General features: G+C 51.6%; 17 protein-coding genes. 2 read left to right on the plus strand and 15 right to left on the minus strand.

Annotated features, from left to right (window positions below):
- Positions 1-52: 52 nt before the first annotated feature.
- The 10 genes from LK536_RS43640 to LK536_RS43685 all read right to left on the minus strand — a co-directional run bounded on the left by LK536_RS43640 (position 53) and on the right by LK536_RS43685 (position 11,797).
- The gene (locus tag LK536_RS43640; RefSeq protein WP_227796093.1) at positions 53-1,576 is read right to left on the minus strand and encodes a response regulator transcription factor; all 1,524 of its coding nucleotides are present in this window, start codon (positions 1,574-1,576) and stop codon (positions 53-55) included.
- 19 nt (positions 1,577-1,595) lie between these two features.
- The gene (locus LK536_RS43645; RefSeq protein WP_025486312.1) at positions 1,596-3,377 is read right to left on the minus strand and encodes a cache domain-containing sensor histidine kinase; all 1,782 of its coding nucleotides are present in this window, start codon (positions 3,375-3,377) and stop codon (positions 1,596-1,598) included.
- A gap of 124 nt (positions 3,378-3,501) precedes the next feature.
- The gene (locus LK536_RS43650) at positions 3,502-4,974 is read right to left on the minus strand and encodes a sulfatase family protein (protein ID WP_227796092.1); all 1,473 of its coding nucleotides are present in this window, start codon (positions 4,972-4,974) and stop codon (positions 3,502-3,504) included.
- 15 nt (positions 4,975-4,989) lie between these two features.
- The gene (locus LK536_RS43655; RefSeq protein WP_025486310.1) at positions 4,990-5,736 is read right to left on the minus strand and encodes an ABC transporter ATP-binding protein; all 747 of its coding nucleotides are present in this window, start codon (positions 5,734-5,736) and stop codon (positions 4,990-4,992) included.
- A gap of 13 nt (positions 5,737-5,749) precedes the next feature.
- The gene (locus tag LK536_RS43660; protein WP_025486309.1) at positions 5,750-6,523 is read right to left on the minus strand and encodes an ABC transporter ATP-binding protein; all 774 of its coding nucleotides are present in this window, start codon (positions 6,521-6,523) and stop codon (positions 5,750-5,752) included.
- Positions 6,502-7,290 carry an ABC transporter permease gene (locus tag LK536_RS43665; protein ID WP_008718460.1) on the minus strand — a complete coding sequence of 263 codons (789 nt, stop codon included), beginning with the start codon at positions 7,288-7,290 and terminating at the stop codon, positions 6,502-6,504. Before LK536_RS43665 ends, LK536_RS43660 begins: the two co-directional genes overlap by 22 nt.
- Entirely contained in the window at positions 7,287-8,090 is an 804-nt protein-coding gene (locus tag LK536_RS43670; protein WP_227796091.1) for an ABC transporter permease, read from the minus strand. The genes LK536_RS43665 and LK536_RS43670 overlap by 4 nt, the downstream gene beginning before the upstream one ends.
- Before the next feature lie 68 nt (positions 8,091-8,158).
- A complete protein-coding gene (locus LK536_RS43675; RefSeq protein WP_025486308.1) occupies positions 8,159-9,271 on the minus strand; it encodes an ABC transporter substrate-binding protein in 1,113 nt (370 codons plus the stop codon).
- 344 nt (positions 9,272-9,615) lie between these two features.
- Entirely contained in the window at positions 9,616-10,305 is a 690-nt protein-coding gene (locus LK536_RS43680; RefSeq protein WP_008718465.1) for a response regulator transcription factor, read from the minus strand.
- The gene (locus LK536_RS43685; RefSeq protein WP_008718469.1) at positions 10,277-11,797 is read right to left on the minus strand and encodes a sensor histidine kinase; all 1,521 of its coding nucleotides are present in this window, start codon (positions 11,795-11,797) and stop codon (positions 10,277-10,279) included. The genes LK536_RS43680 and LK536_RS43685 overlap by 29 nt, the downstream gene beginning before the upstream one ends.
- A gap of 252 nt (positions 11,798-12,049) precedes the next feature.
- Between LK536_RS43685 and LK536_RS43690 the strand changes: the two genes are divergently transcribed.
- Both LK536_RS43690 and LK536_RS43695 read left to right on the plus strand, forming a co-directional pair.
- Entirely contained in the window at positions 12,050-12,640 is a 591-nt protein-coding gene (locus LK536_RS43690; RefSeq protein ID WP_506092157.1) for a CDP-alcohol phosphatidyltransferase family protein, read from the plus strand.
- A gap of 20 nt (positions 12,641-12,660) precedes the next feature.
- Positions 12,661-13,542: a phosphatidylserine decarboxylase gene (locus tag LK536_RS43695; protein WP_227796090.1), complete on the plus strand. Its 882-nt coding sequence runs from the start codon at positions 12,661-12,663 to the stop codon at positions 13,540-13,542.
- An 8-nt stretch (positions 13,543-13,550) separates the two neighbouring features.
- Here LK536_RS43695 and LK536_RS43700 read toward each other — a convergent pair whose 3' ends face one another.
- From LK536_RS43700 to era, 5 genes are all read right to left on the minus strand, one after another.
- Positions 13,551-15,374, minus strand: a complete 1,824-nt coding sequence (locus LK536_RS43700) for a leucine-rich repeat domain-containing protein (RefSeq protein ID WP_227796089.1) — start codon at positions 15,372-15,374, stop codon at positions 13,551-13,553.
- A 157-nt stretch (positions 15,375-15,531) separates the two neighbouring features.
- Positions 15,532-16,920, minus strand: a complete 1,389-nt coding sequence (locus tag LK536_RS43705) for a glycine--tRNA ligase (RefSeq protein WP_227796088.1) — start codon at positions 16,918-16,920, stop codon at positions 15,532-15,534.
- Positions 16,921-16,956: 36 nt separating this feature from the next.
- Positions 16,957-17,610, minus strand: a complete 654-nt coding sequence (locus LK536_RS43710; RefSeq protein ID WP_227796087.1) for a hypothetical protein — start codon at positions 17,608-17,610, stop codon at positions 16,957-16,959.
- Positions 17,611-17,737: 127 nt separating this feature from the next.
- Positions 17,738-18,388 carry a DNA repair protein RecO gene (gene recO, locus LK536_RS43715; RefSeq protein ID WP_008718482.1) on the minus strand — a complete coding sequence of 217 codons (651 nt, stop codon included), beginning with the start codon at positions 18,386-18,388 and terminating at the stop codon, positions 17,738-17,740.
- A gap of 93 nt (positions 18,389-18,481) precedes the next feature.
- Positions 18,482-19,393, minus strand: a complete 912-nt coding sequence (era, locus tag LK536_RS43720) for a GTPase Era (RefSeq protein WP_008718484.1) — start codon at positions 19,391-19,393, stop codon at positions 18,482-18,484.
- Positions 19,394-19,395 lie beyond the last annotated feature (2 nt).

Genomic DNA, 19,395 nt, shown 5'->3' on the forward strand with positions numbered 1-19,395 from the left:
CATTGCCTGCATCCGGCACTGTCCCCATCCGCCGCTTTCATCCGTCCATACTTTACCCCATGCTGTTTTTACAGTTATTCTTATAGTCAAATGGATTCTGCCCAAAGTTCTTTTTGAACACCGTCGAAAAATAGCTCAGGTTGGAATACCCCACCTGCTCCGCGACCTCATATACCTTCAGGTTGGTTGTCTCCAGCAGGTGCAGCGCATGTTTCAGCTTCAGATTATTCAGGTATACCACGAACTTCACCCCTGTCTCCTCCTTGAACAGGCGGCTCAGATACTCGGAGCTTAGGCCCACATGGGCGGCCACGTCCGGCAGGGCCAGGGATTCTGCAAAATGCTCCTCCATATAGCGGACCGCGTTCCGTATGGGCGCCGAATACGCTTCATTCCTCACACCATGGATGCCGCACCAGTCAAATCCCTGTTCCATCACAGCGTCCAGCTCATCTAAGGACATTGCTGCAGCCATGTCACGGTTCAGGCATGACAGCTGTTCCTCCACCTTATCCACGTCATCCTTGGTAATATGGTACAGGGAGGTCAGGAAAAATGAATACAGCTTCTTCAGGTATTCAATGTCCGTGACCTCCTCTGAGCGCGCCTCGGCCATCATCTCGTCCCGGATTTCCCCTGCCCTGGAATAATTCTGGTTTACAAGTTCCTTGCTGAACCGGATTTTGTATTTTTCCCCGCCTGGCAGACGGTATCTTCCCGTTGGCTGCACGGAAAATATCTTCTCCCTTGGATGATAAAAACAAAGCTTGACCCGGTCATGGGCCTGCCTCATGGCATCCCCCAGCCTGCCCAGGTCGTCATATATGTCACTGCACCCAATGTGGCAGGAAACCTGCTTTAAGATCAGCTGGCAATAAAGATGCAGGTCCTCCATCCGGCGCAATCCGGACGCAGAAGGACTGCGCCGCAGGTTCCCAAGAAGGATGGTATGGTTCAGCTCCAGAGGCACTTTTATCATATGCTCCAGCGGGCCGTCACCGGGCAGATCAATCCGCAGCGGCCCTTCCTCCTCCGTCATGATATCCAGCGCAGCGAACTCCCTCTTTTCCAGCGTGACATCATATTCCTGCAGCATGGAACCGCTTACCTGGACCGCGTGTGTGCTCAAGACCAGCGAGCGCAGATAATGGTTCCGGTTGGAGATCTCCTCATAATGCTTTTTCAGCCCGCCGCCCGGCTCTCCCACGACCGCCTTCCTTCCATTTTCCAGCGCCTGACGCAGGCTCTCCTCCGTAATCTCTGTTTTTAATATGTATTCAGAAGCACCCAGCTTGATTGCCTGTCTGGCGTACCCGAAATCCTCATGGCTGGTGAGCACTGCCACATAAACAGCCGGGTTGATGCTCCGTATCAGCTTAAGCATTTCCATACCATCCATAACAGGCATCCGTATGTCCGTAATAATGATATCCGGCACAGTCTTCCTGAATATGGAATATCCTTCCGCCCCATTGGCAGCCGCACCCACAACCTGGTATCCTTCCATCTTGTTAATGCAGAATTCCAGCCACTGCCGGATCGGCACTTCGTCATCCGCAACCAGTACCTTTATCATGGCATCTCCTTTACATATCTTAATCAATTGCCGGGAGGTTCAGGATGATTTTCGTACCCTCCCACTGGACGCTTTCTATCTTCATTCCATAGTTCCCGCCAAAATTCAGCTGAATCCGTTCCTTGACATTCACAATGCCCACATGGGCCTTTTCACCCATCCGTTCCCCCCTGTTGATCTTCTCAATGGTTTCGGGAGCAATCCCCATGCCGTTGTCCTCCACCGTCACCGCGACGCCGCCGTCCAAGGCCCTGGCCGTGATGATGATCAGTCCTTCCCCTTTTTTGAATTCCACCCCGTGGAAGATGGCATTTTCCAAGAGGGGCTGGATGAGAAGCTTGGGTATCTTTTTTTCCTCCACCCCTTCATCACATTCAAATATTACCTGGAAACCGTCATCATATCGGAATTTCTGGATTTCCACATACTGGCGCAGCACCTGGAATTCCTCCCGTATCATCACGAACTCATTGGGGTTGGACAGGGTGCTGCGCAGAAGCTGGATAAAGGAAACCAGCATCCTGGACGCCTCCTCATTCTTTTCCATGTCCACCATGCACTTGATGGAAAACAGGGTATTATACATGAAATGCGGGTTGATCTGGGCCTGGAGGAAACTCAGCTCCATCCTCCGCTTCTGCTTCTCCTTCTGCCTGATTCCCTCCATCAGACCCCTCATCCTGTTGAGCATGGCATTGAGCCGGTTGCTCAGTATGTTAATCTCCGTATACCCGTGGACGCTGCATTCCTGATCCAGGTTCTCACCTTCCACCTGCAGCATGAACTCACACAGCTGGGAGATGGGGCGGGTGGTCTTATCCACAAAATGGCATGCATAAACCCCCGCCGCCCCCACGGCCAGAAGGGCCATGGTCAGGATTACCAGCCGCACCTGGCGGATAGGCTCCATCAGCACGGACAGCGGTATCTCCTCCAGGACCGTGAACCCGGAAGCCTGGTCATAATAATGGGTAAAAAGAATATTCTCCCCCTGCATCCTTGTAAATATATAGGGCGCACCGCCAAACAGACGTTCCAGGTTCTTCATATGGAAGAACTCAAATCCATTGAGCTTGCGGTTGCTTGAGGATATGATGGTTCCTCCCTCATCCACCACATATACCGTATTCCGGTTCCCCTCTGTCAGCGACTGGTACATGCCGTAAATCTGGGACTCCTCCATGTTGATCATCAGGTAGGCCAGGGGATTGCCTTCCTTGTCATTGATGGAGCGGGCCACACAAAAGTAATCGGTCTGGTTCTCCTTATCCTTAAAGCATGCGATATCAATCATATCCCCATACGCAAAAAGCATTTTCTTGTACCATATTTTTGTCTTGGGACTCATGTAACTGCAGTCCACGTGCTCCGGGGTATGCACCATACAGTATCCCCCGCCATGTTCCAGGGCCAGGGTCACCTGGAACTGCCGTCCGCTCTCATAAAAAGAATTCTGGTACTGGGAGGTCAGCCGTTCCATGTACGCCTCAAACTCCGGCGCCAGTTCCTCCTGTTCCCCTGCATCCATCCTCTCCAGATAGCCGTACAGGGTGCTGTCATAATAATAAAGGTTGGAAAGGGTATAGGCGTTCTCCTTTACCTGGCGGACACGTTCCCCTACCTGGCGCAGTACATCGGCCCGGTTGTGTCCAATCTCCGAAACCAGGGTCCGTTCAAATGTTTTATAACCAATGGCCGACACGATGATGGTCAGGATGAACACCGCTGCAAACAAAGTGAAAAGCAGACGTATTTTCATGCTGTTCTTATCCACCCGCCAGGACCAGATGCTGCTTTTCACGGCTCACATATCCCCTTTCTGATTTTCTGATCAGCTTTTAGTATAGCATATATAAAAATGCAAAAACAACCCCAGCGCCTTTTTCCGGGAACAGTCCGCGGACAAAGGCGCCGGAGGTAATCCGTCAGTATTTTCCAATCCGCAGGGGAAGCGGGTCTTCTGTTTCAATGATGCGGTCCATGAGTTTTTTCATCATATAAGCCTTTACAGCCCCATAAGCCTCATCATCCCACAGATTCTTAAACTCTTCCGGGTCCAGGTTCCGGTCATAAAGCTCCCCGTATTCCTCCCCCGCATAATAGGTCAGCTTGTAATTGCGTCCGGTCAGGGTCTTCACGCTAAGCCCCCAGTCATAACAGTTAAATTCCGTCATGGCATATTCCTTACCCGCCCCCTTGTCCCCCCTCAGGATGGGCGCCATGGAACAGCCCTGGACACCGTAGGGAGGCCGCACCCCTGCGTACTCCAAAAGGGTGGGCATGATGTCCACATGTTCCGTGACCTGGCTGTAGCGGGATCCCTGTGGAACCACCCCCGGCCACTTGATGATCATAGGCGCTTTGATGATACAGTCATAGTGGAACGGCCCCTTAAACAGCAGTCCGTGGTCCCCCAAAAGCTCCCCATGGTCATTGGTGAACAGGATCAGGGTATCCTTTTCCACGCCATTTTTCCTGAGCGCATCAAGAATCCTGCCGATGTTGTCGTCAATCAGGGTTATCATGCCGTAGTAAGCCGCCTTTATCTGGCCCCACTGATGGTCTTTCAGCTTCCGGTAGTCATATTTTTCATTGGAAAATCCCCTTGCGGTCAAAGCCTTCCTGAAATGGGGCGGTTTGTCAAGAAGCTCCCCTTCCATCCGTACCGGAACCTCAAGGGCATCCGGGTCATACATCTCCCCGTAAGGCTTTGGAGGGTCAAAGGGATGATGGGGATCCACAAAGGAACAATAGGCGAAAAACGGCTGGTCCGGCCCGGATTCCTCAATCAGGTCAATCATCCGGTCCGCAATCCAGTGGGACTGATGATAGGATGGATTGATGCCGCTGGGATAAACCTGGGGCGGCCCGCCGGTATCCTTATCCGCAGCCGACGCCCTGTCCTCTTTTGCCTTGCGCTCCCCCTGCATTTTCACTTCCTCATAATCCTCAGGACTTGCCGCCTTCAGCCAGTCCAGGTATTCGCCTGTCTTACAGTCACAGGTCGTGTGGATGATATCAAACCCATAATTGTCCTCAGGCCAGTCCTCCTGTTCATCCTCCTTGGGCACAAACTGGGTGGTGATATGCATCTTCCCGATGGCCGCCGTGCGGTAGCCGTTGTCCCTCAGTGTCTCAGCCAGGGTAATCTCCGAATCCCTCAGGGGGATGCCGTTGTCCCTGGTCCCGTGGTTTTTCGGATACCTGCCCGTGAGCACCGTGCATCTGGAGGGGGAGCACACCGGGTTCTGGACAAAATGATTATCAAATGTGCTGCCGTTCAGTGCAAGGCTGTCAATATGGGGCGTATGTATCTGGTTGTTCCCATAGCAGCCCAGGGCGTCAAAACGCAGCTGGTCACACATAAACAGGATGATATTGGGCCGTCTGTCCGCCATTTCCCTTTCCCTCCTTTACCACCATTTAATTAATTCCGTCACATGATTGCGTATTTCCACAAAATCCCTGTCCGTCACATCCCGGGGCCAGGGCAGGGTATTGGCAATCTCTTTTTTGATTTTGGTCGGCTTATTGGTCAGCACAAGGATCCGCTGGCTTAAATAGACCGCCTCTTCTATATTGTGGGTGATGAAGATGACCGTGGTCCCTGTTTCCCGCCAAAGGCGTATCAGTTCATCCTCCAGGCGGAACCGCAGGGAAATGTCCAGCTGCCCGTAAGGCTCATCCATGATCAGCAGCTCGGGCTGCACTGCAAACGCCCTTGCAATCACCACACGCTGCAGCATGCTGGCTGACAGCTGGTCCGGGTAATAGCCGCGGAATTCCTCCAGCCCGACCATGGCTATCACCTCATCGGCCCGCCTCTGCACCTCATCCTCAGGCAGCCCCTTGATGCGAAGGCCGTATTTTACATTTTCCTCCACCTTAAGCCAGGGAAATGTGGAATACTCCTGGAAAATGTATGCGATATTATGTCTCTTCAGATCCACAGGCTCCCCGTTTACCAGGATTTCACCTGCCGTGATATCGTACAGTTTGGTCAGGCTGTTTAAGAATGTGGTCTTGCCGCAGCCCGTCGGCCCCACGATACAGAGGAACTCCCCTTCCTTTACCTCAAAGGAAATGTCGTCCAGCACCAGAAGGTCCCCGAATTTTTTCGTCAGGTTCTTTACCTTGACCTTTACCTTATCCTCACTCATGACGCGCTCCCTTCTACAATGTCTCGTCCGTATTATCCAGGATTTCCTTTCTCAGACGCAGGAACTCCGGGTCCACGTAGCTTCTGGGCCTGGGCAGGTCCACCGCATATTCCTTTTTAATGGTGGTGGGGCAGTTGGTCAGCAGGATGATCCGGTCAGCCAGATAGACCGCCTCCTCGATGTTGTTGGTAACAAAGACAACCGTGCGTTTTTCCTTCTGCCAGATTTTTTCCAGTTCCTCCTCCATCATATAGCGCGTCTGGGCATCCAGATGTCCGAAAGGCTCATCCATGAGCATTACCTTGGGATCGTTACAGTAAGCCCTGGCAATCCCCACACGCTGGCGCATCCCCCCTGAGAGCTGGTTGGGAAAACTATTTTCAAAGCCCTGAAGTCCTACCAGGTCAATGAAATACTGGGCCCGCTCCCGCCTGGTCTTCTTGTCAATCCCCCGCGATTTTGGACCGAACTCCACATTGCCCATGACGGTGCAGAAGGGAAACAGCGCCGTGGTCTGATATACCACGCCACGGTCCGCGCCAGGCCCTTCCACCTTTTTACCGTCCACGGTCACCGTGCCCTCCGTCACCAGCTCCAGGCCGGCAATCAGGTTAATCATGGTGGTCTTGCCGCACTGTCCCGGCCCGAACAGCACCACGAATTCATTTTCCTTCACTTCCAGGCTTACATTATCCACCACTTCCTTCACACGCCCCGCAGATTCAAACCGCTTCGTCACGCGGTCCAGGCTGATTACACTATGTCCTAGACGTCCATTCTGTTCCATGAACAAAGCCTCCTTTCCGCCGCCCGCATAAGGGTGGCCAGTACCAGGCCCACCACCCCGATCACAACCATTCCCACAAGGACCAGGGGAATGTTGATGGTATCGCTGCCCCTGAGGATGATCCAGCCGCAGCCTTCCTGGGCGCCCACCATCTCCGCTGCCAGCACCGCCATCCACGCAGTGGACAGCGCCACCTGCATGCCTGCGAATATCTGGGGAAGGCTGGAGGGAAGGATGACCCTCAGGAAAATATCCCTGTCGCTGGTTCCCAGCATCCTGGCACAGCCGATCAGGGTGGGGTCCACGCGCTGGGCCCCGGTATATGCATTCAGGGTAATGTTCGTAAAGGAACCGATAAAGATGATGGCGTATTTGGGCAGTTCACCGACCCCGAACCACAGGATGACCAGGGGAATCCAGGCAATGGGGGGTATGGGACGTATCAACTCAAACAATGGCTTGATGATTGCTTCCGCATAACGGGAGGTTCCCATGGATAAACCCACCACAATGCCGCTTACCGCTGCCACCGTATATCCCACCAGCACCCGCCTCAGGCTGTAATACAGATGCCCGTAGATCGTATAACGGCCAATCGGCTCAAAAAAGGACGTGAACAGCAGGCGGATGACCTGAACCGGACCAGGGGTCGTCTCCCCTGCAGCGGTAAAGGTAGTGATGAAAGCCCAGGCCAGGAAAAAGGAGGCGATTGCCAGGGCGGCGTAAACCGATTTTTCCGCTTTTTCAGAAACACTCATTTTCCTCATGACTTCTTTCCTCCCTTCACCATGTGGTCCTCCATTTTCGTCAGTACCACGGCAAAGATGGTGCCGATAAAGCCGATGGTCAGCATGCCCACGATAATCAGGTCGGCCCTTGCAAGGGAACGGTTCAGCTGTATCATATAGCCCAGTCCCTTGTTGGCTGCCAGCATCTCAGCCGCGCACAGTGTGGTCCAGGCAGCCTGCAGGGATATCCTGAGCCCGGTGAAAATCAGGGGCATGGCAGTTGGGATTGCCACGGTAAACAGCATCTTGGTACGGGATGCGCCAAAGGTCTGGGCCACCCACAGATGCACCGGCTTGGTCTGCTTGATTCCGGCATAAGAGTTAATAACACACGGGATGAATGCAGACACAAAGATAATGGCGGCCTTTGCCCCCAGGCCAATGCCAAACCATAGGATCATCAGTGGAATCCAGGCAATGGTGGGCACCGGGCGCACCAGGTCAAACAGAGGCGTAACGAATAAATCAATCCGCTTGAACCATGCCATGCAGATACCCAGCGGGATCCCAATCACCGCGCCCAGCACATACCCGCTCAGCGCCACCTTAAGGCTGGCCAGGATATGCTGGAACAGGGTGCCGCTGTCCGGCGCCTTGTGGTTCAATTTATATATAAATGCTTCCAGCACCTGTACAGGACTTGGAAGGCTGTAATCCGGCATCAGATGCAGGACAGCGGTCGCCAGATACCAGATCCCGAAAAACATCACCAGGGAACATACGGAGATTGCGGCAAACTTACGTCTGTCATGCAGCTGTTTCTTCTCTAATTCTGTCACGTCTAACCCACCTTTCAATAATTGAGGGCGCTGTTTCAAGCGCCCTTATGATCCGTATGGTCTTATAATCAGTAACCCAGAGCTTCCTTAACAATGGTATCGTCCACATGTTTTGCAATATCCGGGAACCTGGATTCCTCCAGCAGTTCCTGGGATACCCAGAATTCTCCTGTTATCTGGACAGAATCGCCGATTGTTATGGTCTTTGCCTCCTCAGAGGTCACAAATGGACGTGTCTCAATTTCTGTTTTACAGGCTTCCAGGGAAGATTCCGACCCATTCTCCGTGTACCAGTCAAGAAGCAGCTGGGCCGCCATGTCCGGGTCGGCCTGCAGTGCGTCGGTGGCCTCAAAAAATGCTTTCACATAATTCACAAGCACATCCCTCTTGTCCGTAAATGCCTTATTGCTGACAATGATGGAATCAAACTGGGGCACTCCCAGGTTGGTCAGGCTGGAGGTAATGACCATCCCCTCACCCTCTGCCTGATAGGAAGTGGGCGGATTCAGGGCAGCCACATCGCAGTTGCCTGTCATGAGAGCCTGGTATGCGGACGGGAAATCCATATGTACAATCTCCACATCCTCAGTGGTAAGTCCCAGCTTCTCGAGCCATTTAATCACGTTCAGATGGGAAATGGTTCCTGTATTGGTGGCAATGACCGCGCCTTTAAGTGTTTCGGCATCACCGTATACATCCGGGTAGGATGGGTTATTGCCCTTGACCTTTGCAATGGGTGAATCCGGTTTGCACAGTGTATAAAGCCCGCCCTCTGAATGGCCGATATCAGCAATACAGTATGCCCCGTAGATGGCCAGGGAATTGACCGCGGCCGCGCTCAGGGTCCCCACCTCCCACTGGTCGGCTGCCAGGGCCTCGTTCATGGCCCCGCCGTTGGCAAAGTAAACTGTCTCAATCTTAAAACCATTCTTGGTATCCAGCCCCTGGTCTATCATATACTTGATCGGGATACTGTTTAAGAAGGGCATGACCGCCACCTTCAGCACAGGCAGGTCCTCCGTATCCGGAGCAGCCTGGGTTCCGGCCTCCGTTGTATCCCCGGAAGCCTCCGTGGCCTTGGTTGGGGCCGGTGTTGCCTCCACGGGTTTTGGCGCACATCCTGCCAATGTGCCTGCCAGCATTGCAGCCGCCATTACTATGCTTATCCATCTTTTCTTCATTACGCATAACCTCCCTTTCATACGCAGACATGAACCTGCATGCTGCATGTTGTCATGTTTCATTTGATGGGATAATCATACTAAATTCCTGGAAAACCGTATATCTGTTTTCTTATGGTTTTTTTGAAATTTTTGTCCTGTTGGATTTTTTATGTGAGGATGTTTTGAATTTTTGATATTATTTTAGATTTTTTAGACTGGTTTCAGTATGGAACGGAATCAGGTGTTTTGCATAATTGAAATCCCGTGTACTGGCATACACGGGATTTCGCTTTGTGACCACATGGACACATATAACTTCCTAGATAAAATTATTTCACATCAAAATTCATGTAATGTCAACATCACACCTTAAACCGGTACCCAACCCCCCAGATAGTCTCAATATATTGGGGCTTGGCCGTGTTAAATTCAATCTTCTCCCGTATCTTCTTGATATGCACCGTTACAGTAGCAATATCACCAATGGACTCCATATCCCAGATCTTACTGAACAGTTCCTCCTTGGTAAACACATGGTTCGGGTTCTGGGCCAGGAAGGTGAGCAGGTCAAATTCCTTAGTGGTAAAGGTCTTCTCCTCCCCATTAATCCATACGCGGCGTGCAGTCTTATCAATCTTCAGTCCACGGATCTCGATGATTTCATTGGAAGGCTGGCCGCTGCCGATCAGCCGCTCATATCGGGCCATGTGGGCCTTTACCCTGGCCACCATCTCGCTGGGGCTGAATGGTTTGGTGATGTAATCGTCCGCCCCAAGCCCTAAGCCGCGGATTTTATCGATATCCTCTTTTTTAGCCGAAACCATGATGATGGGGGTGTTCTTAACCTCCCTTACTTTCTTGCAGATTTCAAATCCATCTGTTCCGGGAAGCATCAGGTCCAGGATCAGCAGGTCATAGTCTTCCTTTAAAGCCTTATCAAGGCCCTCTGTCCCGTCATTCTCAATCTCTACTTCAAAACCGGACAGTTCCAGATAATCCTTCTCCAGCTCTGCTATGCTCTCCTCATCTTCCACTATCAGTATCTTGCTCATCCTGTATAACCTCCTGATATTTTCTTAGGACAAAGTGGATCTCAGTTCCAATCCCTTCCTTGCTGGTAGCCCATATACGGCCTCCGTGGTCCTCTATGATCTTGCGCACGATGGACAGTCCGATACCGCTTCCGCCCTGGGATGAATTCCGGGAAGAATCCGTGCGGTAAAACCGGTCAAATATATTAGGAAGGTCTTTTGCCGCAATGCCCTTCCCGTTGTCCTCAATCTCCACCTGGATGAAATCACCCACATCCTTTATCCGGATATTGATAATACCCTTTTTCTTATCCAGATATTTGACCGAATTGCTGATGATGTTGTTGATGACCCGCTTCATCTGTTCCGCGTCAGCAATCACCACGATATCCTCATCCACGTAGTTGAAGTAGCCCAGCTCAATCCCCCTGGCCTCCATATCCACTCCCACTTCCTCGACGCAGTCCCTGAAATACTGGGCCACATTGATTTTGGTAAATGCATATGGAATCTTGTTGGTATCAATCTTGGAGTAAAAGGTAAGCTCATCAATCAGTCTGTCCATGTCATTAGCCTTATTGTAAATGGTACGGATATATTTGTCCAGTCTTTCCGGTGAAGAGGCAACGCCGTCCATGATTCCCTCCACGTAACCCTTGATGGCCGTTATGGGTGTCTTCAGGTCATGGGATATGTTGCTGATCAGCTCCTTGTTCTCCTTATCATCCTGTATCTTCTCATCCGCATTCTCCCTGAGCCTGATGCGCATCTCTTCAAAATCCTGGCACAGCTGCCCTATCTCATCGTCCGCATCCACATCCAGGGTAAAGTCCAGGTTGCCGTCCCGTATCTTCTTGGTGGCCTCCTGCAGTTTGTTAAGCGGGCTTAAGATAGAACGGTAAACCCAGAGTGTAAGGGCGATACCCGCTATCATCAGTATCATGGCCCCAAGTATCAGCATCTCGCGGAGCATTGACTTTACTTCCGGAACCAGGTCGTCCACGTTGGAAATGATGAATGCGGTGCCGGCTTCCCCATCCGGAAACGTAAAATCCATCTGCTTAATCAGGTGCTGGCTTTCGCCGTCCAGGTAGATACCGCCTTCCAAATCGCCCTTCATGGCGCCAAAATGAGGGAGCTGGGCACAAAGCGCCTCATCCTCCTTGATATTATCATCCCCACAATAGATGATTGCATCCCCTTTCAGGACCATCAGGAATGCATAGTGGCTTTTCAGTTCCGCATTAATGGAATCCAGGTAGTCCTTATCGCTGTACTTCCCTGGATTCTTATCCAGTGACTTGCGGATATCCTCCTGGGAACGCTTTGTAAGCCGGTTGAATATCTGCATGGAATTGCCGGAGAAGAAATCCACCGGCTCCGTCAGCTCATATTCCTTGATAAAGGATTTGGCCTGATAATTGCTAAGCACCATGGCCATCAGACAAAACAGCATCATGGGTACAATGGTAATAGTCAGAAATGCTACTGCAAGACGGGTCTTTAATTTCATAAGTCCCATCCTCCTTCATTAACTTGCGGTATGACGCTGTACATAGAAAGACATACTGTCACCCGCTATTGACAGTATATCACAATTACTTATAATCGTTTATAAAACTATTATAAATTTTATTAATAACTCTCCCGTTTATCCTTGTTTCCTCGGCAATTTCTGATATAATAATACTATTGCCCATGAACAGACGGGCGAAAAAGCAGTAACGATTGGGGTTAAAATATGATTGGTTTTTACAGTTACACTGTGATTTTGACATACCTTGGGCTGGCATCCGCTGCCCTGGGCATGATGCTTACATTTAACGGTTTTGCCAGATATGCCTTGTTCTGCCTGGCATTCTCAGGACTGTGCGACATGTTCGACGGCAAAGTGGCCCGGACAAAGGCAGACCGCACTGAGGATGAGAAGCGTTTCGGCATTCAGATTGACTCCCTGTGTGATGTTGTCTGTTTTGGCGCATTTCCCATGATTCTGTGCTATTCCATGGGAATGAGGGGGATTGCCGGAATCTGCATCCTGGTCTTTTATCTGACGGCAGGTGTCATCCGCCTTGCATTTTTCAATGTGATGGAGGAACGGCGCCAGGATGAGACGGACGAGGCCCGCAAGTACTACCAGGGGCTTCCGATTACATCCATTTCCATTATCCTGCCCTTATTCTGCACCCTGCGTCCCTTGCTTGGGCACCGTTTCCTGTCTGAGCTGCACATCTGCATCCTCACGGTGGGACTGCTGTTCATCATCAACTTCCAGCTTAAAAAGCCAGGCTGGAAAATGCTCACATTCCTGATATCCATCGTGGCACTGGCACTGATTAAGATATACTTTTTTTAAGGAAAGAAAGGTGTGATTGAATGAAATACGCTGACAGAACCGGACGCATCCATGGCAGCGACACATTACAGGACAGATATCTGCGTCTTCTCTACGGCAGTCTCCCCGGGCGTTTGCTTTTAAAGCCGCTGGTCCATCCAGCCATATCCAGAATCGGGGGCCGTCTGCTGGACTCTCCCCTGTCATCCGCCCTGATTGGGCCATTCATACGTTCCTGCGGTATTTCCGTAAGGGGATGTGAGATTCCGCCCGGAGGCTCCTACCGTTCCTTCAATGCTTTTTTCACACGTTCCCTGAAGGAAGGCGCCAGGCCCTTTGATATGGATCCGGATGTGCTCTGCAGCCCTTGCGACGGGCTGGTAAGCGCATATACCATCAGCCGGAGCCGGCATTTTTCCATCAAGCACACGGACTATACCCTGGACCAGCTGTTAAAGGACCGTAAGCTGGCTTCCCGCTACACAGGCGGCACCGCCCTGGTGTTCCGTCTCACCGTGTCAGACTATCACCGCTATGCTTATATTGACGACGGAAAGCGCTCCTCCTACCGCAGGATTCCCGGCGTACTCCACACAGTGAATCCTTCCGCTGCCGCCAGCCGCCCCATCTATAAGGAAAATACACGTGAATACTCCCTGATTAAGTCCCAAAACTTCGGCACCGTGCTGATGATGGAGGTGGGCGCCATGATGGTCGGCAAAATCATGAACCACCATAAGGCCTACACCAGCCTGGATGTTTTCCGCGGACAGGAGAAGGGATACTTTGCCTTCGGCGGCTCCACTGTCATCCTGCTGTTTGAACCAGGCGCAATCCGTACCGACAGCGATATACTGAGGAATACGGCGCTTGACATAGAGACAAAAGTGCGGATGGGGGAACCTGTGGGCAGGCGCTCCTGATTCCCCTCCTACCTGTCATATGCAGGCAGTCCCGATGGATACACAACCTTTACCGTCTTCTCCTCCTGGCCGTAATCCGTCAGGGATTCCCTGTAAGTCCCCATATCTGAATCAATCAGCGTCATTTTCCCGGGGCACATCCGGAAGGTCTGATACCTGCTGTCATACCCGTTCTCATCCTCATGGTCCCGGCGCAGGTTGAGGTGAATCAGTCCATTGACCCGGTACAGTATCCCGTCCACCTGGAACCCATCTGTCTCCGCTTCCCCCAGAACCTCCTTTGCCCCCTGGCAGGCAAGGAATTCATCCATTGTAACCTGTATGGCGCCATACTCCGCAAAATCCCCATTCTCATAAAAGAAATAATACGGCTTGTAGCTGTGCCCGCTTACAAACGGCTCACTGCGTCCGTCCCCCATCTCCATATATGACACCGAACCGTCATATGCGCTTCTAAGCAGGCACACATTGCCCATCTCATCCATATGGAACCCCATTCCCAGACCGGATAGATTCATGGGACGCGGCGAGCCGTCCCTTACGGTCCAGAGATAGGATGTGGATGAGGTAAATGCGTCCAGATCCGTCAGACTGATGACTTTAATATCCTCAAATCGATAATATCCACTGACATACTGGCCTCTTGTTTCCCGTTTCACTTCTTCCATGGATTCCTCCGTGACAAACACCAGCGCCCCCATATATCCTTCAAAGACACGGGATGCCGTTTCCTTTCCGTCTGCCACAAAGGCAAATGCCTCATATGCGCCATCGCCATCATAATCGTCATAATCCAGGGTCAGGATGGTCCCGTCCGGATATGCGCCCTGAATCCTTTTAACCCAGTTTTGCGGACAGGAAACAGCACCCGCGTTTTCCACGGGGGGACGTCCGCTTACATCCACCACATGCTTCACAGGTTCCCAGTCATCCCAGGCCAGGTTTGTACCGCTTAGCGTAAGGTAGGTGTGCGTACCAAGGCCGGACAAGGGGGTAATATCCCTAACCGGATTACAGTCCAGGCATAGAAGGCTCAGCTTCCTAAGGTCCGCGAGAGGTGACAGGTCCTCAATATCATTGGACTGCAGGCGAAGTTCTTCCAATTTATGCAAACCAGAAAGGGGTGAGATATCTTTAATCTGATTGCCAATCAGGCAGAGGTCCCGCAGATTCCCAAGCCCTGACAAGGCGCTTATGTCCGTCAGGCCCTCATAGCTTACATTCAGTACTTCCAGCCGGGTCAGGGTTTTCAGCGGTTCCAGGTCATCCGGGGAAAACGAGTGAAAAGCCAGCCTCAGGTCCCTCAGTCCGGTGAGCCGCGAAAGTTTTGCATAATCTGTTCCATTGCATATGGTTATGCTGGCGGTTGACGCTGAACCGGATATTGTCTGTATCTTCCCATCCCAGTCCGTGAATGTCACATATTCGGATAGTTCCAGCGCTCCTGGTTGGGCAGACGGCATACTGGCCGTGTCACCGGACTGGCCGGCGGCGGTATTATCGGTATGTCCATCACCAGCAGCATCAACACGTCCATCATCAGTAACATCCGTATGCCCAATGGCCACCTGGCGGCTTGAAACGTCTGATATCGGGCTACACGCTGAGAGCAGTAAGGAACACAGAAGGACAGCCAGGAAACAGCCTCCATAGGCGCCCCTCATGTGCAGGAGTCCGGCAGATGATGCTTCTTCACATAATCCTTCCACATACGTGCCTCCGGCATCTAATCCTCCCCCGCACAAACCGCCTGCAGTTAATCCCTCTTCACATAATCCGCCTTCGCACAAGCCGCCTTCCAACACCACATCCCATCCTCTGCCGCTCTCCATCCCCCGCCTCCTCAACAAACCTCCATAATACAGGGAAAGCCGCACATCCAGGCCAGTCCTTAAGGTGTGCAGCTCTCCGTTATTATCCCATCTTATGATTATGCAAAATACAAACATGCAAATTACAGCTCTATCGAATGTAAATACTCAATTTCCCCTAAAACATGAACTTATCAGCGAAGTAATCCTTCAGTTCGCTAATCGGAATCCTTACCTGCTCCATGGTATCCCTGTCGCGTACCGTCACTGCGTGGTCTTCCTCGGAGTCAAAGTCATAGGTGATACAGAACGGGGTGCCGATTTCATCCTGTCTCCTGTATCTCTTACCGATATTGCCCCTGTCGTCAAACTCACAGTTAAAGTACCTGGAAAGCTCGGTGTAAACCTTCTCGGCCCCCTCGTTCAGTTTCTTGGACAGCGGAAGCACGCCTACCTTCACAGGCGCCAGGGCCGGATGGAAATGAAGCACGGTCCTCACATCCCCCTCGCCAATCTCTTCCTCGTCATATGCAGCGCAGAGGAATGCCAGGGTCACACGGTCAGCGCCCAGGGACGGCTCGATTACATACGGGATGTACTTTTCCTTTGCCTCGTCATCAAAATAGGACATATCCTGTCCTGATACGTTCTGGTGCTGTGTCAGGTCATAATCCGTCCTGTCGGCGATTCCCCACAGTTCGCCCCAGCCGAATGGGAACAGGAACTCCAGGTCCGTGGTTGCCTTGCTGTAGAAGGACAGTTCTTCCTTCTCATGGTCTCTTGCACGCATCTCGTCTTCCTTGATTCCAAGAGCTTTTAACCAGTCGATGCAATACTGCTTCCAATATGCGAACCACTCCAGATCCGTATCAGGCTTGCAGAAGAATTCCAGCTCCATCTGCTCAAATTCCCTTGTACGGAAGGTAAAGTTACCTGGCGTGATTTCGTTACGGAATGACTTGCCGATCTGTGCAATGCCAAAGGGAACCTTCTTTCTGGAAGTCCTCTGTACATTCTTAAAGTTGACAAAAATGCCCTGTGCTGTCTCCGGACGGAGATAAACCGTGTTCTTGGCATCCTCGGTAACGCCCTGGAAGGTCTTGAACATCAGGTTGAACTGGCGGATTTCCGTAAAATCATGGGCGCCGCAGCTTGGACAGCAGATATTGTTGTCGTCAATGTACTGCTTCATCTGCTCCTGGGACCATGCGTCCACGGAGCCTTCTATCTTAATACCGTGTTCATCGTTAAAATCCTCAATCAGCTTATCTGCACGGAACCTCTCCTTACACTGTTTGCAGTCCATCAGGGGATCAGAGAAACCGCCCAGATGTCCGCTGGCCACCCAGGTCTGGGGATTCATCAGGATTGCGCAGTCAACACCCACATTGTATGGGCTTTCCATTACGAACTTCTGCCACCATGCCTTCTTTACATTGTTCTTCAGCTCTACGCCAAGGTTGCCGTAGTCCCAGGTATTGGCAAGGCCGCCGTAAATCTCAGAGCCGGGATAAACAAATCCCCTGTTCTTAGCAAGCGCCACAATCTTTTCCATTGTCTTTTCCATATCCGTATCCTCTCTTTTATCTTCATTCATTCTATATTAATCTAAGATGATATAGCTGGTGCCTTCCTCCGGCGTCTCAACCGTGTTGGAATCCCTCAGGCTGCACCCGTCACTGACGTAAAGGATTTTCTTTTCCGTCTTGATGACACCAGGGCCTTCTGCCTTTACCAGCACCTGCTGGCCGTCCGACACTGCCTGGGATGCATCCACCGCATTGCCCTTGACATCCTTAAATGCCACGTCCTCCAGGCCCTGGCCCAGAACCGCTACCCTTCCTGCCTCCAGCGCTGTGAAGGTCACATTATAATCCCCGATTTCCCTGGCAAACTCTATGATGCGTGAAGCCGTATCATATTCAGTTACGGTAAATGCCTTACCATCCCCGATTTTGGCTGATACAAGGGCTGCAGGCAGCTTCTCAGCGCCCTCGGTGTTCTCGGACTTTGCCGCCTTGCCAAGGGAACTGTTGAAATCGCTGATGCGCTGTTGCACAAATGCCTTCAGCTCCTCCTCCGTATAATCCCCCTTGTCATAGGTTTCCACGGATGCCCACTGGACATTGCCGTCCTTTTCTATCATCACGCTGTTCTCCACAGGCGTCCCCTTCCCCGGTGCGCCGATTCCGGCACAGCCCGTGGCCAGGACCGCGGCCGTCATGAGGGCCAGCGCCATTGCCTTGATTTTTTTCATACTCAATCCTTTCGTGTGATTAATCCGCAGACCCGCCGGCAGAAACCAGTACCCATTGGCGTCCGTCATGGGCCTACCCGGATATTATATCCTCTACATCCTATAATTTCAAGCCTTAGAATGTATTTTATCCGGTGAGCACATCCAAAATCTCAAGGGATTTGAACTCATGGCGCACATAATAGCGCCTGCTGGCCTCCACCACTGATTCAAACTCCCTCATCACATCATCCTTTAAGATGAATTTATAAAGGGATTCCACCTGGGAACACACCACATATTCCCAGGCATAGCTGCAGGATTCCGAAACCGGCCTTGGTGGTTCCTCCGTATACTCCCCGTTAATGACCATGGATTTAAGCTCAAACACCCGCCTTGCCAGACGGTTAGGGATGGATGGGTTCAAAAGGGCGCGAAGGGACTGGTAAAGCAGCTTTAAAAGTTCGGTGCCGTCCATATTTTCCTGTGAAAAATAATCCGCCACCTCCAAAAAATAGGAGCCGTAGCACGTGCACTCCATATCCAGGGACAGCCCGTCAAAATAATTGGCAATCTGCGACGACTGAAGGTTATAGGCGCTCCTCCCCTCATACAGGGTGAAGGTCCCAAAGGAAAAAGGCCTGCTGGATGCCATCAGGGGATTGCCTGGTTTTCTGGCGCCATGGGCAAACGCGGTAATACGTCCCCGCTCCCTTGTGAGCAGCACCAGCCTCCTGTCATAATCCCCGGAAGGAGCTGAAATGAGGACCATCCCGGTCAGTGTTACTGTCTCTCTCATTTCAGAATCCCCTCCCCTCTGCTATCCATCAGACCTTATCTTCGTTTTATCTTGTGGCATTCGCCATATATCCGTTGTAAATACAACGTTTTCTTACACATCCTTGCCATCGTAACCATAGTTCTTCATATAAAGTTCGCTGTCCCGCCATTCCTTCCTGACCTTGACCCACAGCTTTAAGTTCACCTGGATTTCCATCATGCGCTCGATGTCCTTCCTGGCTTCCGTACCAATCCGCTTTAACATGCTCCCGCCCTTGCCGATGATGATGCCTTTGTGTGAATCCCTCTCACACACAATGCTGGCGTCAATGTCCATGATGCCGTCCGGGCGCTCCTTCATCCTCTCAATGGTCACCGCAATCCCGTGGGGAATCTCATCATTCAGAAGGCGCAGCGCCTTTTCCCGGATCAACTCAGCCGCAATCTGGCGCATGGGCTGGTCGGTCACCGTATCCTCGTCATAAAACTGGGGACCATAGGGAAGATACTTGAAAATCAGTTCGGTAAGCAGGTCCGTGTTCTTCTCCTTCAGGGCTGACAGGGGTACTATCTCGGCAAAATCACATATGTCCTTGTATGCCGCCATGAAGGTAAGGATTTCATCCTGGTTCTTAACCGTGTCAATCTTATTGATGACCAGGATGATCGGTGTCTTCACCTTATTCAGCTGCTCCGCAATATGGCGTTCCCCTGCCCCGATAAAGGTGCTTGGTTCCACCAGCCACAGGATGACATCCACATCCCGCAGCGTGTGTTCCGCCACATTGACCATATATTCGCCCAGCTTGTTCTTGGCTTTGTGGATACCTGGTGTGTCCAGGAATATGATCTGTCCCCTGTCATCCGTGTAAACGGTCTGTATCCGGTTCCTGGTGGTCTGGGGCTTGTCGGACGTAATTGCAATCTTCTGTCCGATCAGATGGTTCATCAGGGTGGATTTCCCCACATTAGGCCGCCCGATCAGTGTCACAAAGCCTGATTTCTTCTGTGTATTCTCTTCCATTC

Source organism: Clostridium pacaense, assembly GCF_020709765.2.
GTDB lineage: Bacteria > Bacillota > Clostridia > Lachnospirales > Lachnospiraceae > Enterocloster > Enterocloster hominis.

Excerpts from the sequence above, each read along its gene's own strand:
- LK536_RS43700 (WP_227796089.1), bottom strand. The coding sequence starts at position 15,374 with ATGGAGAGCGGCAGAGGATGGGATGTGGTGTTGGAAGGCGGCTTGTGC.
- LK536_RS43665 (WP_008718460.1), bottom strand. The coding sequence starts at position 7,290 with ATGAGGAAAATGAGTGTTTCTGAAAAAGCGGAAAAATCGGTTTACGCC.
- LK536_RS43680 (WP_008718465.1), bottom strand. The coding sequence starts at position 10,305 with ATGAGCAAGATACTGATAGTGGAAGATGAGGAGAGCATAGCAGAGCTG.
- era (WP_008718484.1), bottom strand. The coding sequence starts at position 19,393 with ATGGAAGAGAATACACAGAAGAAATCAGGCTTTGTGACACTGATCGGG.
- LK536_RS43710 (WP_227796087.1), bottom strand. The coding sequence starts at position 17,610 with ATGAAAAAAATCAAGGCAATGGCGCTGGCCCTCATGACGGCCGCGGTC.
- LK536_RS43685 (WP_008718469.1), bottom strand. The coding sequence starts at position 11,797 with ATGAAATTAAAGACCCGTCTTGCAGTAGCATTTCTGACTATTACCATT.
- LK536_RS43695 (WP_227796090.1), top strand. The coding sequence starts at position 12,661 with ATGAAATACGCTGACAGAACCGGACGCATCCATGGCAGCGACACATTA.
- LK536_RS43675 (WP_025486308.1), bottom strand. The coding sequence starts at position 9,271 with ATGAAGAAAAGATGGATAAGCATAGTAATGGCGGCTGCAATGCTGGCA.
- LK536_RS43655 (WP_025486310.1), bottom strand. The coding sequence starts at position 5,736 with ATGAGTGAGGATAAGGTAAAGGTCAAGGTAAAGAACCTGACGAAAAAA.
- LK536_RS43660 (WP_025486309.1), bottom strand. The coding sequence starts at position 6,523 with ATGGAACAGAATGGACGTCTAGGACATAGTGTAATCAGCCTGGACCGC.
- LK536_RS43640 (WP_227796093.1), bottom strand. The coding sequence starts at position 1,576 with ATGATAAAGGTACTGGTTGCGGATGACGAAGTGCCGATCCGGCAGTGG.
- recO (WP_008718482.1), bottom strand. The coding sequence starts at position 18,388 with ATGAGAGAGACAGTAACACTGACCGGGATGGTCCTCATTTCAGCTCCT.
- LK536_RS43650 (WP_227796092.1), bottom strand. The coding sequence starts at position 4,974 with ATGGCGGACAGACGGCCCAATATCATCCTGTTTATGTGTGACCAGCTG.
- LK536_RS43705 (WP_227796088.1), bottom strand. The coding sequence starts at position 16,920 with ATGGAAAAGACAATGGAAAAGATTGTGGCGCTTGCTAAGAACAGGGGA.